The organism is Rhizobacter sp. P2_D12, assembly GCF_056404395.1.
The window spans coordinates 1-15,056 of the sequence record NZ_JBFUEB010000132.1; the positions used below are offsets into that span (position 1 = coordinate 1).

The 15,056-nt window shown below is 69.6% G+C and carries 15 protein-coding genes and 1 pseudogene; all 16 read right to left on the bottom strand.

Annotation, left to right across the window (positions count from 1 at the left end; all coding sequences use genetic code 11):
• Positions 1-43: 43 nt before the first annotated feature.
• On the bottom strand, positions 44-1,219 hold the full coding sequence (locus AC1DYN_RS28405; RefSeq protein ID WP_477965410.1) for an ATP phosphoribosyltransferase regulatory subunit: 1,176 nt from the start codon (positions 1,217-1,219) through the stop codon (positions 44-46).
• Between the two features lie 62 nt (positions 1,220-1,281).
• On the bottom strand, positions 1,282-1,473 hold the full coding sequence (locus AC1DYN_RS28410; RefSeq protein ID WP_477965411.1) for a DUF2065 domain-containing protein: 192 nt from the start codon (positions 1,471-1,473) through the stop codon (positions 1,282-1,284).
• Positions 1,474-1,489: 16 nt separating this feature from the next.
• On the bottom strand, positions 1,490-2,410 hold the full coding sequence (hflC, locus tag AC1DYN_RS28415) for a protease modulator HflC (RefSeq protein WP_477965412.1): 921 nt from the start codon (positions 2,408-2,410) through the stop codon (positions 1,490-1,492).
• A gap of 20 nt (positions 2,411-2,430) precedes the next feature.
• Positions 2,431-3,612: an FtsH protease activity modulator HflK gene (gene hflK, locus AC1DYN_RS28420; RefSeq protein ID WP_477965430.1), complete on the bottom strand. Its 1,182-nt coding sequence runs from the start codon at positions 3,610-3,612 to the stop codon at positions 2,431-2,433.
• A gap of 174 nt (positions 3,613-3,786) precedes the next feature.
• Positions 3,787-4,959, bottom strand: a complete 1,173-nt coding sequence (hflX, locus tag AC1DYN_RS28425; RefSeq protein WP_477965432.1) for a GTPase HflX — start codon at positions 4,957-4,959, stop codon at positions 3,787-3,789.
• Positions 4,960-5,077: 118 nt separating this feature from the next.
• On the bottom strand, positions 5,078-5,320 hold the full coding sequence (hfq, locus tag AC1DYN_RS28430) for an RNA chaperone Hfq (protein WP_047502530.1): 243 nt from the start codon (positions 5,318-5,320) through the stop codon (positions 5,078-5,080).
• A gap of 97 nt (positions 5,321-5,417) precedes the next feature.
• Entirely contained in the window at positions 5,418-6,749 is a 1,332-nt protein-coding gene (gene der / locus AC1DYN_RS28435; protein WP_477965413.1) for a ribosome biogenesis GTPase Der, read from the bottom strand.
• Between the two features lie 135 nt (positions 6,750-6,884).
• Positions 6,885-8,000, bottom strand: coding sequence for an outer membrane protein assembly factor BamB (gene bamB / locus AC1DYN_RS28440; protein WP_477965414.1), 1,116 nt, complete (start codon positions 7,998-8,000; stop codon positions 6,885-6,887).
• Entirely contained in the window at positions 7,997-8,683 is a 687-nt protein-coding gene (locus tag AC1DYN_RS28445; protein ID WP_477965416.1) for a YfgM family protein, read from the bottom strand. The genes bamB and AC1DYN_RS28445 overlap by 4 nt, the downstream gene beginning before the upstream one ends.
• 34 nt (positions 8,684-8,717) lie before the next feature.
• Positions 8,718-10,040: a histidine--tRNA ligase gene (gene hisS, locus AC1DYN_RS28450; RefSeq protein WP_477965418.1), complete on the bottom strand. Its 1,323-nt coding sequence runs from the start codon at positions 10,038-10,040 to the stop codon at positions 8,718-8,720.
• Between the two features lie 74 nt (positions 10,041-10,114).
• Positions 10,115-11,416: a flavodoxin-dependent (E)-4-hydroxy-3-methylbut-2-enyl-diphosphate synthase gene (ispG, locus tag AC1DYN_RS28455; protein ID WP_477965420.1), complete on the bottom strand. Its 1,302-nt coding sequence runs from the start codon at positions 11,414-11,416 to the stop codon at positions 10,115-10,117.
• A gap of 10 nt (positions 11,417-11,426) precedes the next feature.
• Positions 11,427-12,359 carry a helix-turn-helix domain-containing protein gene (locus AC1DYN_RS28460; RefSeq protein ID WP_477965422.1) on the bottom strand — a complete coding sequence of 311 codons (933 nt, stop codon included), beginning with the start codon at positions 12,357-12,359 and terminating at the stop codon, positions 11,427-11,429.
• The gene (pilW, locus tag AC1DYN_RS28465) at positions 12,352-13,176 is read right to left on the bottom strand and encodes a type IV pilus biogenesis/stability protein PilW (protein ID WP_477965424.1); all 825 of its coding nucleotides are present in this window, start codon (positions 13,174-13,176) and stop codon (positions 12,352-12,354) included. Before pilW ends, AC1DYN_RS28460 begins: the two co-directional genes overlap by 8 nt.
• On the bottom strand, positions 13,173-14,339 hold the full coding sequence (rlmN, locus tag AC1DYN_RS28470; RefSeq protein WP_477965426.1) for a dual-specificity RNA methyltransferase RlmN: 1,167 nt from the start codon (positions 14,337-14,339) through the stop codon (positions 13,173-13,175). The genes pilW and rlmN overlap by 4 nt, the downstream gene beginning before the upstream one ends.
• A gap of 32 nt (positions 14,340-14,371) precedes the next feature.
• Positions 14,372-14,797: a nucleoside-diphosphate kinase gene (ndk, locus tag AC1DYN_RS28475; RefSeq protein ID WP_477965428.1), complete on the bottom strand. Its 426-nt coding sequence runs from the start codon at positions 14,795-14,797 to the stop codon at positions 14,372-14,374.
• Between the two features lie 60 nt (positions 14,798-14,857).
• Positions 14,858-15,056 (bottom strand): annotated as a pseudogene (locus AC1DYN_RS28480) (pseudouridine synthase); the annotation flags it as partial.

Here is a 15,056-nt window from a genome sequence, read left to right on the forward strand (position 1 = left end):
GTCCTGTCCAATGCCTTGAATGAGTTGGTGCCGGCAGGCAGCGTCAGAGCACATGCACCTGACGCACCTGCCATTGGCCGGCCTGCTCGACCAGCTCGCGGTCGCAGTCGAATTCTTGGCCTTCGTGTTCGTGTCCCGGCAGGATGCAGACGACCGACTCGCCCTGCTCCCTCAGCTGCCGGATCGCGGCGCGCAGCGCCGCATCCTCGCCCCACGGCGCGCGGATCGCCGGGCGCATCGGACGCGGCGGCGCCAGCAGCACCAGTTCCTTCAGGTCCATCAGGCTGAAGCCGACTGCCGGCCGGTTGCGGCCGAACACCGCGCCGACCTCGTCGTAGCGCCCGCCACGCGCCACCGCGTCGCTGGAGCCGGCGGCGTACACCGCGAAGCGCGCACCGCTGTAGTAGTCGTAACCGCCCAGGTCGGCCAGGTCGAAGCCGATGCGCACGCCCGGGTGCGCCTGGCGCAGGTGCTGGGTCAGCCACTGCAGGTCGTCCAGCGCCGCGGTGATCAGCGGCAGCGCGGGCAGCTGCGTGCGCGCCGCGGCAAGCACCTCGTCGCCGCCATACAGCCGCAGAAGCGCCAGCAAGCCATCGCGCGCCTCGGCCGGCAAGCCGGCGGTCAGGTCGCGCACCGCGGGCTGGTCTTTCGCCGCCAGCGCCGCGTAGACCGCCGCCACCGGCGCCGCCGCCAGGCCGCTGCCGGCCAGCAGCGCGCGCACGATGCGGGCATCGCCCATGTCCAGCGTCAGGCCGCTCGCGCCGGCACGCTGCAGCAGGTCGAGCGCCAGCTCCTGCACCTCGAGGTCGGCCTCGAGGCCGCGGTGGCCGTAGATCTCGGCCCCGAACTGCAGCGGCTCGCGGGTCACGTGCAACCCGGCCGGCCGCGTGTGCAGCACCGGGCCGCAGTAACACAGGCGCGCGACGCCGCTGCGGTTCAGCAGGTGCGCATCGATGCGGGCGACCTGCGGCGTGGTGTCGGCGCGCACGCCCAGCGTGCGCCCGCTCAGCTGGTCGACCAGCTTGAAAGTCTTCAGGTCGAGTTCGCGGCCGGTGCCCGACAGCAGCGACTCGATGTGCTCCAGCAGCGGCGGCATGACCAGCTCGAAGCCATAGCTGCGAGCCCCGTCGAGCAGGTCTCGGCGCAAGTCTTCGATGCGCCGGGCCTGCGCGGGCAGGACGTCGGCAATGTGCTCGGGCAACAGCCAAGCAGACGACATGTGAATTACCGGGGGGATTAAAAACCGAATTGTACCGGCGTGCTGCGGCACATCCCCCAAGTTCAGGTCCAGATCAGGAACAGCGCCAGCAGCCCCGCCAGCATGCTGCTCAGGCCCAGGAAGCGGATCTGCCCGTCAGACAGCTGCGTCGCCCGCTCGAAGACCCGGCGCCAGGCACCGGGACTCAGGAACGGCAGCACCCCCTCCAGCACCAGCATCAGCGCCAGCGCGGCGAACAGCGTGTCCCACAGCATGCGTCGTTCGGTCGATTCACTCGGCCGCAGCGGCCTGCTTCTTGCGCGTCGCCGCCGCCGCGGACGGCTCCTTGGCGGAACCGCGCATGGCCTTGAAGAACTCGCTCGACGGATCGAGCACCATCACGTCGCTCTTGCTGCGGAAGCTCGCGCGGTAGGCCTCGAGGCTGCGGTAGAACTGCGCGAACTGCGGATCGCGGCCGAAGGATTCGGCGTAGATCGCCGAGGCCTTCGCATCGCCGTCGCCCTGCACCTTCTGTGCGTCGCGGTAGGCCTCGGCGACGATGATTTCGCGCTGGCGGTCGGCGTCGGCGCGGATCTTCTCGCCCTCGGCCGCGCCGGTGGAGCGCAGCTCGTTGGCGACGCGCTTGCGCTCGGATTCCATGCGGCTGTAGACCGAGGTCGTCACGTTGGCCGAGAAGTCCACGCGCTTGATGCGCACGTCGACGATCTCGATGCCGAAGCTCTTCGCCTCGTCCGACAGGCGCACCCGCACGCCCTGCATCACGCGGTCGCGGTCGGTCGCCAGCATCGCCTGCACCGTGCGCTTGGTGACCTCTTCATTGAAGGCCGCCTGCACGATCGGGCTGAGCCGGCTCTCGACGTTGCGCATGTCGGTGCCGTTGTTGCGGATGAACTGCTTCGGGTCGGTCACGCGCCACTTGACGAGCCAGTCGATGACCAGGCTCTTCTTCTCGGCGGTGAAGATCGGGCGCGTTTCCGGGCTGTCCAGCGTCTGCACGCGGCGGTCGATGAAGACCACGTTCTGCAGCGGCGGCGGCAGCTTGGCCTTCAGCCCCGGTTCGGAGATCACTTCCTTGATTTCGCCCAGCGCATAGACGACCGCGAACTGGCGCTGGTCGACGATGAACAGGACGGAGGACAGCAGCATCAGTGCCACGAGGGCACCGGCGACGAGCATGGCGAGACGGTTCATGGTGGGTTCCTGCGGCTCTCTCAGCGGCCGTCGCGGTCGCGGCTGCGCTGGCCTTCGCGCGAGCGGATGTCGACGCTGCCGGTCGGCCCGGTGGGCGCCTCGGTGGCGGCCGGCGCGGGCACCGTGGCCGCCGGTGCGCCGGCACCGGCTTGCTGCATCAGCTTGTCCAGCGGCAGGTACAGCAGGTTGGAGTTTCCGTGCGAGTCGACCAGCACCTTGCTGACGTTCGAGTAGACCTGGCGCATCGTGTCGATGTAGAGCCGGTCGCGCGTGACGCCGGGGGCCTTCTGGTATTCGGTGAGCACCTGGTTGAAGCGCTGCGCATCGCCCTCGGCGGTGGCGATGGTGCGCGCCTTGTAGGCCTCGGACTCCTCGCGCAGCCGCGCGGCCGTGCCCTGGGCCTTCGGGATCACGTCGTTCGCGTAGGCCTGGGCCTCGTTCTTCGCGCGCTCGCGGTCGGCGCCGGCGCGGAAGGCGTCGTCGAACGCGGTCTGCACCTGCTCGGGCGCCTGCACGTTCTGCACGTTGACGTTGACGACCAGGATGCCGGTGCGCAGCCGGTCGAGCTGGGTCTGGATCGACTTGACCAGCTCGATCGCGATCGCGTCGCGCTGCTCGTACAGCACCGAGTCCATGTTCGACTTGCCGACGATCTCGCGCACCGCCGATTCGGCCGCCTGCTCGACCGCATCCTCGGGATTGCGGTTCTCGAACAGGAAGGCGCGCGCATCCTTCAGGCGGTATTGCACGCTGAAGCGGATGTCGACGATGTTCTCGTCCTGCGTCAGCATCGACGATTCGCGCAACCCGGTGGCCTGCACCACGTTGCTGCGGCCGACCTCCTTCGAGCGCAGCTGCGTCACCGCGACCGTCTCGTGGGCCTGGAACGGATACGGGAAGCGCCAGGTGAAGCCGGCATCCACCGTGTGGCTGTAGCGGCCGAACGACGTGACGACCGCCTGCTGGCCTTCCTGCACGATGAAGAAGCCGCTGAAGGCCCAGATCAGCACGACGACGCCGGCGATCAGGCCGACGCCGATGCCGGCGCTGCGCATGTCGGGCCCGCCGTTGCCGCCGCCGTTGCCCGAGCCGTTGGAACGCGAACCGCCCTTGCCGCCGAACAGGCCGCTGAGCTTGCGGTTGAAATCGCGCCACAGCTCGTCCAGGTCGGGTGGACCGTCGCGCYCGCCGTTGTTGAGCATCGGCGCTTCGACGCCCCGCAACCGGGCCCAGGCCGTGGCGCCCAGGCCGGACAGCAAGGCCTTGACGGCCAGGGCCACGTCACGGGCCCGCGGGGCGAAGCCGGCGGCGGGCAGTCGGGGGTAGGGGCTCATGGTCATGTGGGGAGGTGTGGAAAGGGGTTCCAGGCGCGCGGCTCAGGCCGCGGCATCGGGCTGCTCGGGAAGATCGGATGGCAACACCGCAGGTGAGGCCTCGGACATCGAGTTCAAGTCATCCGGCAAGGTTCCCGAAACCGCCGCCGACAGGATGCGGCGCAGCTCGGGCAGCCCGCGGCCGTCGAGCGCGCTGACGAAGACGCGCGGCACCCGCACGCCGCCGTCGAGTTCGAGCACGTCGCTCGCGCTGCGCGGGCGCTGCCCGTCCTCGAGCTTGTCGATCTTGTTGTAGACCAGCACCTGCTGGATGCCGGCCGCGCCGATGTCGCCCAGCACGCGCTGCACCTCGGCCATCTGCTCSKCCAGCACCGGGCTSGCGGCRTCGACGACGTGCAGCAGCAGGTCGGCATCGGCCGCCTCCTGCAGCGTGGCCTCGAAGGCCTCGACCAGCTTGTGCGGCAGGTCGCGGATGAAGCCGACGGTGTCCGACAGCGCCGCCGAGCGGCTGATGTCCTCGAGGTAGAGCTGGCGCGTGGTGGTGTCGAGCGTCGCGAACAGCTGGTCGGCCGAATAGCTGCGCGCCTTGACCAGCGCATTGAACAGCGTCGACTTGCCGGCGTTGGTGTAGCCCACCAGCGAGACGCGGAAGGTGCCGCTGCGCTCGCGTGAGCGGCGCTGCGTGTTGCGCTGCTTCTTGACGCGCACCAGACGCTCTTTGACCGACTTGATGCGCTCGCCGATCATGCGGCGGTCGAGCTCGATCTGCGCCTCGCCCGGGCCGCCGCGCGTGCCGATGCCGCCGCGCTGGCGCTCCAGGTGGCTCCAGCGGCGCACCAGGCGCGTCGACAGGTATTGCAGCCGGGCCAGCTCGACCTGCAGCTTGCCCTCGTGGCTTTGCGCGCGGGCGGCGAAGATCTCGAGGATCAGCATCGTGCGGTCGGCCACCGCGACGCCCAGGTGCCGCTCGAGGTTGCGCTGCTGCGCCGGCGACAAGGCCTGGTCGAACAGCACCGCCTCGGCCTGGTGGCCGAGCACCAGCGCCTTGATCTCGTCGGCCTTGCCCGAACCGACGAAGAGCGCCGGATCGGGCGACTTGCGCCGCGCGGTGACGCGCGCCACCGGCACGTCGCCGGCCGATTCGGCCAGCAACGCGAGTTCGTCGAGGCTCGCATCGAAATGCGAGCCGCCGCCGAAATCGACGCCGACCAGGATTGCGCGCGGCAGGTCGAGCTGCGTCGCGTGCGTCGAGTGGGCACCCGAACCGGCGGCCGTCACGCGGGACGCCGCCTCGGAAGATGGTGGTGCAACCACCCGGACGACCTCAGCGGCCTCAGGTCTGCTCCGGCGCCTCGGCGGCGTGGAAATTCACCGCACGGCCGGGGACGACGGTGGAGATCGCATGCTTGTAGACCATCTGGGTGACGGTGTTGCGCAGCAGGACGACGTACTGGTCGAAGGACTCGATGTGGCCCTGCAGTTTGATGCCGTTCACAAGGTAGATCGACACCGGAACGTGCTCCTTGCGAAGCAGGTTCAGAAACGGGTCTTGTAGGAGCTGCCCTTTATTGCTCACGATATGCTCCGTGATGGAAAGTGATGGAGGCCATCACGTTAACACAGCGCCGTGCCGCATCGCAGCACGGAACGCCAAATGACTCAATCTTTGTCACCTACTCTTTGTCGGTGAACGGATTGCTCGACGAGCGCATCTCGATGCGCAGCGGCGTGCCCACCAGCTTGAAATGGGCCCGGAAGCGCCCTTCCAGGTAGCGTTTGTAGACGTCGGTGACGTGTTCCAGCGAATTGCCGTGGATCACGATCACCGGCGGGTTCATGCCGCCCTGGTGGGCGTAGCGCAGCTTCGGGCGGAAGGCGCCGGCCCGCTTGGGGGTCTGGAACTCGACCGCCTCGTGCAGCAGGCGCGTCAGCACCGGCGTCGTCATCTTGCGGGTGGCCGACGCATGCGCATCGGCGATGCCCTGCCACACCGGGCCCAGGCCCTGGCGCTTGATGGCCGAGATGCGCAGCACCGGCGCGAACTTCAGGAACGCCAGGCGTTGCTCGATCGAGCGCTCGAGCGTCTGCTTCTGGTAGTCGTCGACGGCATCCCACTTGTTGACGGCCAGCACCACCGCGCGGCCGCTCTCGAGGATGTAGCCGGCGATGTGCGCATCCTGGTCGGTCACGCCCTGGGTCGCGTCGAGCAGCAGCAGCACGACGTTGGCGTCGGCGATGGCCTGCAGCGTCTTGACCACCGAGAACTTCTCGATCGCCTCGAACACCTTGCCCTTGCGGCGCAGGCCGGCGGTGTCGATCAGCTCGAACTTCTGGCCGTGGCGCTCGAACGGCACGGTGATGGCGTCGCGCGTCGTGCCGGGCTGGTCGAAGGCGACCAGGCGCTCCTCGCCCAGCCAGGTGTTGATCAGCGTCGACTTGCCGACGTTCGGCCGGCCCGCCACCGCGAGGCGGATCGGCGAGCCCTCTTGCGGCTCTTCAGGTTCCTCGTCGAACGGGAAGTGCTCGAGCGCCGCTTCGATCAGGCTGCGGATGCCCTGCCCGTGCGCCGACGAGATCGGGTGCGGCTCGYCCATGCCCAGCTCGTAGAACTCGCCCAGCAGCGGCGAGTCGACCATGCCCTCGGCCTTGTTGACGGCCAGCAGCACCTTCTTGTTGACCGAGCGCAGGTAGCGCGCGATGTCGTGGTCGTGCGCCGACACACCGGCGCGCACGTCGACGACGAAGATCACCGCATCGGCCTCGGCCACGGCCTGGCGCGTCTGCTTGGCCATCTCCTTGACGATGCCGGTGGTGCTCTCGGGTTCGAAGCCGCCGGTGTCGACGACGATGAACTCGCGGTCGCCCAGGCGGCCGTCGCCATAGTGGCGGTCGCGCGTCAGGCCGGCGAAGTCCGCGACGATGGCGTCGCGGCTCTTGGTCATCCTGTTGAACAGGGTCGACTTGCCCACGTTGGGGCGGCCGACGACCGCGATCACAGGTTTCATTTCAAATTCCCCCGGCACCCCGGTACACACAGAAAAAACTCAGCCCGGCGGACCCCGTGGATCCGGCTCCGCCGGGCCACTGGGGGCGCCCCCTCGAGGGGGTGGCGCGAAGCGCCTCCGGGGGTGATCGTCATGTCACTCGGGGCGGAAGGCGAACAGGCCGCCATTGCGCGTGATGACCAGCAGGGTCGTTCCGCTCAGCACCGGCCGGCCGACCACCGGGCTGCCGTCGGTCGGAAGGCGCAGCTTGGTCGTGCCATCGGCGGTCGACAGCCAGTGCACGTAGCCTTCGAGGTCGCCGAACACCACCATCTTGTTGACGATCAGCGGGGCCGACAGGTCGCGGTACAGCAGCTTCTCGAGGCTCCAGGCGACCTCGCCGCTGGCGGTACGCCAGGCGGTGATGCGGTCGCTGGCATCGGCGGCCACGGTCACGTCCTCGTCGGCCGCGATGCCCTGCAGCCCGCCGACGTTGCGCGTCCAGGCCAGGCTGCCGCGGTCGGCATTGACGCAGGCCACCGAGGCCTGGAAGGAACGCGCGCAGACGATGTCGCCGACGCGCGCCGGTGGCCCGACCAGGTCGGCCAGGCGCTCGATCTCGTTGGTGCCGCGCGGCGAGGCCAGCGAGACTTCCCAGCGCACCGTGCCGCGCAACGGGTCCAGCCCGGCGAGCTTGGAGCCCTGCCCGGCCAGCAGCGTGTCCTTGAAGGGTGCCAGCACGCCCGGCTGCGCCAGCGTCAGCGCATCGCCGGCCCGCTGGAAGGTCCAGAGCTTGCGGCCGTCGAGCGCGTCGAAGGCCTGCACCACGCGGTCGACCCCCATCACGAAGACGCGTTCGCCGGCCACCAGCGGCGGCGTGCTGACGCGTCCCGGCAGTTGCTGGCGCCAGATCTCCTTGCCGGCATCCAGCGTCACCAGCTGGTTGTCGCGCGTGACCACGCTGGCGAAGCGGCCATCGCTGCCGACGCCGGCGCTGAGCCGGCCACCGGCTTGGCCGCGCCAGACTTCCTGGCCGCTGTCGGCGCGGTAGGCGACGATGCTGCCGTCGTCGGTGGCAGCGATGAAGTTGCCGCCGGTGGCGACCACGGCCAGCGGGAACTTCAGTGTGCCCAGCGACTGCGACCACACCTGGCGTCCGGCGATGCTCGGCGTCAGCTCGTCCAGCACCGTCGGCCCCGGGCCCTTCTTGCTGGCGCAGGCGCCCAGTGCGGCCACCACCACCAGCGCCGCGAGGCGGCCCAGCCCCCTCATTTGGCGCCCTCGCTCTTGGCGGCGCTGGCAGCCGCGTCCGGTGCCGGCGCAGCGCCCAGCGCGGTCAGCTTGGCCTCGACCAGCCTGCGGTACTCGACCGTGCTGTCCAGCGTCTTCCAGGCCTGGTTGTAGGCGGCCTTGGCCTCGTCGGCCTTGCCCTGGGCCAGCAGCACGTCGCCGCGGCGGTCGGCCACCAGGCCCTCGAAGCCGGCGGCGGTGGCGGTGTCGAGCACCTTCAGCGCCTCGTCGTACTTCTTCTGGTCGAGCAGCACGCCGGCCAGGCGCAGCCGGGCCACGGTCTGGTACTCGGTCTCGCTGGCGTTCTCGCTGGCCCAGGTCAGGCTGGCGCGGGCGGCGTCGGCCTGGCCCTTCTCGAACTGCAGCTTGGCGGTCAGCAGCGCCGCCTGCTGCGCGAACGCGGTGCGCGGGAAGCGCTCTTTCATGTCGCCGAAGATGCGGCCGGCCTGCTCGACGTTGCCGCCGGTGACGGCCTTGTCCAGCTCGTCGAACAGCGTGCCGGCCTTCGCAGCCTGGTCGCGCTGCCAGTAGTTCCAGCCGTTCCAGGCGGCGAATGCGCCCAGCGCCAGGATCAGCACCCAGGTGATCAGGTTGCCGTACTGCTTCCAGAACGCCTTCAGCTGGTCGATCTGTTCTTGTTCTTCGAGGTCGAGGTGGGTGGCCATGGAGGATCGGTGGAAATTTCGGACGAAGCCGGGATTATGCGTTGAGGAGTTCGCTCGCCCATTCGGACACCGCCGAGAGCGACAAGTTGCGTTGTGTGACGGACGGGTCACGCAGCGACTTCAGCGCCACCTCGCCGGCCGCCAGTTCGGATTCGCCGAAGATCAGCGCATACGCCGCGCCGCTCGCATCGGCCTTCTTGAACTGCGACTTCATGTTGCCGCCGCCGGCATGCATCTGCACCGAGACGCCCGCGGCGCGCAGCGCTTCCAGCGTCTTCATGGCCTGCGGCAGCACCGCCGGCGACATCATCACCGCATAGGCGCGCGGCGCCGCGGCCGGCACCGGCAGCTTCAGTTCCTGGATCAGCAGCAGCAGGCGCTCGATGCCGAGGCCGAAGCCGACCGCCGGCGCCGCCTTGCCGCCCAGCTGCTCGATCAGCCCGTCGTAGCGCCCGCCGCCGCACACCGTGCCCTGCGAGCCGAGCTGGTCGGTCACCCATTCGAAGACGGTGAGGTTGTAGTAGTCCATGCCGCGCACCAGGCGCGGGTTGACGCGGTAGGCCAGGCCGGCGGCATCGAGGATCGCGCGCACCGTGTCGAAGTGCGCCAGCGAGGCTTCGCCGAGGAAGTCCATCAGCTTCGGCGCGGCCTCGATCAGCGCCTGCAGCGCCGGGTTCTTGSTGTCSAGGATGCGCAGCGGRTTGCTGTGCAGGCGGCGCTTCGAGTCCTCGTCGAGTGCCGCGGCGTGCTGCTCCAAGTAGGCGACCAGCGCGTCGCGGTGGGCGCGCCGTTCGTCGGGCTGGCCCAGGCTGTTCAGCTCCAGCCGCACGTGCTGCCCCTCGACCAGGCCCAGCTCGCGCCACAGCGTGCGCACCATCAGGATCAGCTCGGCATCGACGTCCGGGCCGGCAAAGCCGAGCGCCTCGACGTCCAGCTGGTGGAACTGGCGGTAGCGGCCCTTCTGCGGCTTCTCGTGCCGGAACATCGGCCCCATGGTCCAGATGCGCAGCGGGCCGTTGTACAGCGCGTTGTGCTCGACCATCGCGCGCACGATGCCGGCGGTGGCCTCCGGGCGCAGCGTCAGGCGGTCGCCGTTCATCGAGTCGGTGAACGAGTACATCTCCTTCTCGACGATGTCGGTCACCTCGCCCAGGCCGCGCACGAACAGCGCGGTCGGCTCGACGACAGGCGTCAGCAGGTAGTGGTAGCCGTAGCGCGCCAGCACCGAGCGCACCGTGGCCTCGAACCACAGCCACAGGCCGGCGTCGGGCAGCTTCTCGGTGCGCGGCACGCTGGCCGGCAGGATGTCGTTCATGCCCTTCACGGCCTGGAGGGCGGCTTGCTTGTTGTCAGCCATGGAAACCTTGGATCAATGGACGAATGGCAGCCGCCCGCCAGGGCGGCTGCGGCGACGCGTGCGCCGGCGCAGGCTCAGGCCGGCGCGGTCGAATGCTGGGCGGTGGCCGAGCCGAAGCGCTTTTCGATGTAGTCCTCGACCAGCGTCTGGAACTCCTGCGCGATGCGCTCGCCGCGCAGCGTCAGCGCCTTCTCGCCATCGATGAACACCGGCGCTGCCGGCGCCTCGCCGTTGCCGGGCAGGCTGATGCCGATGTCGGCATGCTTGCTCTCGCCCGGGCCGTTGACGATGCAGCCCATCACCGCGACCTTCATCTTCTCGACCCCCGGGTAGCGGGCGCGCCACACCGGCATCTGCTCGCGCAGGTAGTCGTCGATCTGCTTGGCCAGCTCCTGGAAGGTGGTGCTGGTGGTGCGGCCGCAGCCGGGGCAGGCGGTGACGCTCGGGTTGAACGCGCGCAGGCCGAGCGACTGCAGGATCTCGAGCGCGATCACGACCTCTTGCGTGCGTGCCTCGCCGGGCTGCGGCGTGAGCGACACGCGGATGGTGTCGCCGATGCCCTGCTGCAGCAGCAGCGACAGCGCGGCGGTGGACGCCACCGTGCCCTTGGTGCCCATGCCGGCTTCGGTGAGGCCCAGGTGCAGCGGGTAGTTGCAGCGCCTGGCCAGGGCCTGGTAGACGCTGACCAGGTCCTGCACGCCGGACATCTTGCACGACAGCACGATCTGCTCGGCGCGCAGGCCGATCTCCTGTGCGCGCCTGGCGGACTCGATCGCCGACGTGATGATCGCGCGGTACATGATCTGCTGCGGCTCGAACGGCTCGGCACGGCGGCCGTTCTCGTCCATCATCTGCGCCAGCAGTTCCTGGTCGAGGCTGCCCCAGTTGACGCCGATGCGCACCACCTTGTCGTGCCGCGCCGCGGCCTCGATCATCTGGGCGAACTGCTTGTCGCGCTTGTCGCCCTTGCCGACGTTGCCCGGGTTGATGCGGTACTTCGACAATGCCTCGGCACAGGCCGGATGGTCGGTGAGCAGGCGGTGGCCGTTGTAATGGAAGTCGCCGATCAGCGGCACGTCGATGCCCATGCGGTCGAGCTGGTCGCGGATGTGCGGCACGGCCTCGGCGGCCTCGGGCGTGTTGACGGTGATGCGCACCATCTCCGAGCCCGCGACCGCGAGTTCCTTCACCTGGATCGCGGTGCCGATCACGTCGACCGTGTCGGTGTTGGTCATCGACTGCACGCGCACCGGCGCGCCGCCGCCGATCGTCACGATGCGCGCGCCCCAGCGCACCTGGGCCTGCACGGTGTGCCGCTGCACCGGCACCGCGGGCTCGATGAAGTCGTCGTCGAAGGTGGAGGCGGAGGCTGGCATGGGATGCGGCTTACTTGAGTTCGAGCTTGGCGATGTTGTCACGCGTCGGCGCCAGGTCGACCGGGCGACCGCGGTAGGTCACGTGGGTGGCCGACGCATTGCCGATTCTGACGCGAAGCGGTGAAGCCCCATCCAGCCCCAAGGACTCTCCGGGCTGCAACGCGCGCGACACCAGCACGGTGCCGCGGCCGTCGATCACCTCGATCCAGGATTCGGCGCTGGCCTTCAGCAGCAGCGCGCCCGACACGCTGCGCGGCGCGCTGTCGGCCAGCACGGGGACTGCGGCCGATGCGGCAGGCACTGCAACGGTGGCAGCGGCAGGCGCCACAGCCGGCAGCGCCGGGGCGGAGGCGGCATCCACCGGCAGCGTGACGTTCTCGATCACGGTGTTGGGGGGCGTCACCTGCACCTGCATCGGCTCCGATGCCGCCGGTTCGGCCGATGCCGCGGGCGACGATGCCGCACCGGGCACGTGCGGCAGGTTGGCGCCGATCCAGCCGGCCGGCATCAGGTAGACCGCGGCGGCGGCCAGCGCGAACAGCAGCGCGCCGATCACGCCCGGGTTCTTCAGGAAGCTCAGGTCGGTCGGCACGCCGCGGCGCGGCTTGTCGCGGAACGGCGCGTTCAGCCCCTGGCTCAGGTGGTCGAGGCGGTGGCCCTGCGGCTGCGGCAGCAGCGCCAGCACCGGGACCGCATCGATCTTCAGCGTGCGGCACACCGTCTGGGCCAGCGCGCGCGTGAAGGTGGCGTCGGGCAGTTCGTCGAAGCGGTCGGCCTCGAGCAGCTCGAGCTTGCGCGGCGCCACCTTGATCGAGGTGGCGAGCGCCGCGATGTGCAGCCCGCGGGCCTGCCGCGCCTGGCGCAACAGCGCGCCGGCGGTGGCCGGCTCGGCCGGCGCCGCAGCCGCTGCGGTGTCCGGTTCAGCCGGGACCGAATCACTCATCGAATTGCCCCCGCTCGAAGGCCGACGATTCGCGCGATTGCGGGAAGCGGTCGCGCAACTGGCGGCCGAGGTCGCGCACGCCCTGGCTGTTGCCGAGCTTCTGCTCGACGCGCGCGGCCAGCCACAGCGTCTGCGAGCTGACCTGGTCAGGCACCGCGTTGACGCGGCGGATGTAGAAGCGCGCGCGCTCGTACTGCTCGCGGCGCAGCAGCACCTCGGCCAGGTTGACGCCGGTGGCGGCATTGCCGGGGTCGAGTTCGTAGGCGCGCGTCAGCGTGGCCTCGGCCTCGGGCCACTGGCCGGCGCGGGCCTGGCACACGCCCTTCGCGAGCATCGTGCGCACCGCGCCGGTGTAGCGCGGCGCCGCGGTGGCCTGGTCGAACAGCGGCGTGGCCTCGGCGAAGCGCTTCTGCTGGCACATGTACCAGCCGTAGTTGTGCAGCGTGTCGCCGTCGTTCGGGCTCAGCTGCAGCGCGTGGCGGAAGCTGTCCTGGGCCTGCACGTCGTCGTTCAGCCCGGCGTAGATCAGCCCGCGCAGGTTGTAGCCCTCGACGAGGTTGGGCTGCGCCTGCAGCGCCAGCTTCACCTCGTCGAGCGCGGTGTTCATCTGGCCGCGCGCGAAATACGCGCCCGCCAGTTCCATGCGCACCCGGGCCCGCTTGCTGGCGTCGGAATCGTCGCCGCTGCGGTCCTGCGGTGGGGCCTGCTCCACGCCGTTGACCGTGGTGGTGGTGGTGCAGCCGGCCAGCAGTGCGACAAATCCGCACAGGGCCGCGCAGGCCAGCGCGGTCGATGAATGACGACGTCCCCAGGTCATGAACGGCTCTCCTTCGAGCGTGAAACGATGTCGGTTGCGAGGGTGGCCCCATCGCCGGGACGGTGCACGCGGATCGGTGCACGCGTCATGCGCTTGTGGGCCTGCGTACGGTCCTGCACCTCGCCGGCCAGCTGCCCGCAGGCGGCATCGATGTCGTCGCCGCGCGTCTTGCGCACGGTGGTGACGACGCCGGCTTCCTGCAGCACCTGGGCGAACGCGCTGACGCGTTCGCGCGGCGAGCGCTTCAGGCCGGACTGCGGGAACGGGTTGAACGGGATCAGGTTGAACTTGCACGACACGGCCTGGCTGATGCGCACCAGCGCCCGTGCGTGCTCCGGCGTGTCGTTGACGCCGTCGAGCATGCAGTACTCGAAGGTGATGAAGTCGCGCGGGGCGGCATCGAGGTAGCGGTTGCAGGCCTCCAGCAGCTCGGCGATCGGGTACTTGCGGTTCAGCGGCACCAGGTCGTCGCGCAGCGCGTCGTCGGGGGCATGCAGCGACACGGCCAGCGCGACCGGGCAGTCGGTGCGCAGGCGGTCGATCATCGGCACGACGCCCGAGGTCGACACCGTGACGCGCCGGCGCGACAGGCCGTAGCCGTGGTCGTCGAGCATCACGCGCAGCGCGGGCACCAGCGCCGCGTAGTTCTGCAGCGGCTCGCCCATGCCCATCATCACGACGTTGGTGATCGCGCGTTCGCCCGGCGCGAGGTGCAGGCGCCGCCGCAGGTGGTGCTCGGCGAACCACAGCTGGGCCACGATCTCGCCGGTGGTGAGGTTGCGGCTGAAGCCCTGGTGGCCGGTGGAACAGAAGCGGCAGCCGACCGCGCAGCCTGCCTGCGACGACACGCACAGCGTGCCGCGGTCGTCTTCGGGGATGAATACCGTCTCGACGGCATTGCCGCCGCCGACGTCGAACAGCCACTTGATGGTGCCGTCAGTCGAGGCCTGCTCGCTGACGACAGCCAGCGGCGACACGGTCGCGACGCCGGCCAGCTTGTCGCGCAGCGACTTGGCCAGGTCGGACATCGCGTTGAAATCCGCCGCACCCTTCTGGTGGATCCAGCGGAACAACTGGGTCGCGCGAAAGCGCTTCTCGCCGAGCCGCTCGCAGAAGGCGGCGAGCCCGTCGAGATCGAATTCGAGGAGGTTGGTCAGGCTCATTCCAGCCTCCAGCGCACGCGACCGGGGCTCGCTCAGCGCGAGTAGACGTTCATGCCGGGGAAGAAGAACGACACCTCGACGGCGGCGGTTTCCGGGGCATCCGAGCCGTGCACGGCGTTGGCGTCGATGCTGTCGGCGAAATCGGCGCGGATCGTGCCCTTCTCGGCCTTCTTCGGATCGGTCGCGCCCATCAGTTCGCGGTTCTTCGCGATCGCGCTCTCGCCTTCGAGCGCCTGGATCATCACCGGGCCCGAGATCATGAAGTCGACCAGGTCCTTGAAGAACGGACGGGCCTTGTGCACCGCGTAGAAGGCCTCGGCCTCGCCGCGCGACAGGTGGGCCATCTTCGCCGCGACGACCTTCAGGCCTGCGCCTTCGAAGCGGGCGTAGATCTGGCCGATCACGTTCTTGGCGACGGCATCGGGTTTGATGATGGAAAGAGTACGTTCGATCGCCATGATTTTTTCTCCTGAATCAAGCACTTGGCAAAGCTTCGGATTGTATCGCTTGAAGGGTGCTCAGCGGCCACCGCGGCGTCCGCCGCCACCACCACCGCCGCCATACCCACCACCACCACCACCCCCGCCCCCGCCCCCGAAGCCGCCGCCACCGCCGCGGTTGCCGCCCCGGCCACCGCCGCCGCCCTTGCCGCCGCGGCGGTGGAAGGCATCGGCACCGATGTAGCCCATCGAGGTCTGCAGCGGATCGGGTTCACGC

What these genes read in the sequence shown, in the direction of transcription:
- AC1DYN_RS28405 (WP_477965410.1), bottom strand. Translation starts at nt 1,219, where the DNA reads ATGTCGTCTGCTTGGCTGTTGCCCGAGCACATTGCCGACGTCCTGCCC.
- AC1DYN_RS28410 (WP_477965411.1), bottom strand. Translation starts at nt 1,473, where the DNA reads ATGCTGTGGGACACGCTGTTCGCCGCGCTGGCGCTGATGCTGGTGCTG.
- hflC (WP_477965412.1), bottom strand. Translation starts at nt 2,410, where the DNA reads ATGAACCGTCTCGCCATGCTCGTCGCCGGTGCCCTCGTGGCACTGATG.
- bamB (WP_477965414.1), bottom strand. Translation starts at nt 8,000, where the DNA reads ATGAGGGGGCTGGGCCGCCTCGCGGCGCTGGTGGTGGTGGCCGCACTG.
- AC1DYN_RS28445 (WP_477965416.1), bottom strand. Translation starts at nt 8,683, where the DNA reads ATGGCCACCCACCTCGACCTCGAAGAACAAGAACAGATCGACCAGCTG.
- ispG (WP_477965420.1), bottom strand. Translation starts at nt 11,416, where the DNA reads ATGCCAGCCTCCGCCTCCACCTTCGACGACGACTTCATCGAGCCCGCG.
- AC1DYN_RS28460 (WP_477965422.1), bottom strand. Translation starts at nt 12,359, where the DNA reads ATGAGTGATTCGGTCCCGGCTGAACCGGACACCGCAGCGGCTGCGGCG.
- pilW (WP_477965424.1), bottom strand. Translation starts at nt 13,176, where the DNA reads ATGACCTGGGGACGTCGTCATTCATCGACCGCGCTGGCCTGCGCGGCC.
- rlmN (WP_477965426.1), bottom strand. Translation starts at nt 14,339, where the DNA reads ATGAGCCTGACCAACCTCCTCGAATTCGATCTCGACGGGCTCGCCGCC.
- ndk (WP_477965428.1), bottom strand. Translation starts at nt 14,797, where the DNA reads ATGGCGATCGAACGTACTCTTTCCATCATCAAACCCGATGCCGTCGCC.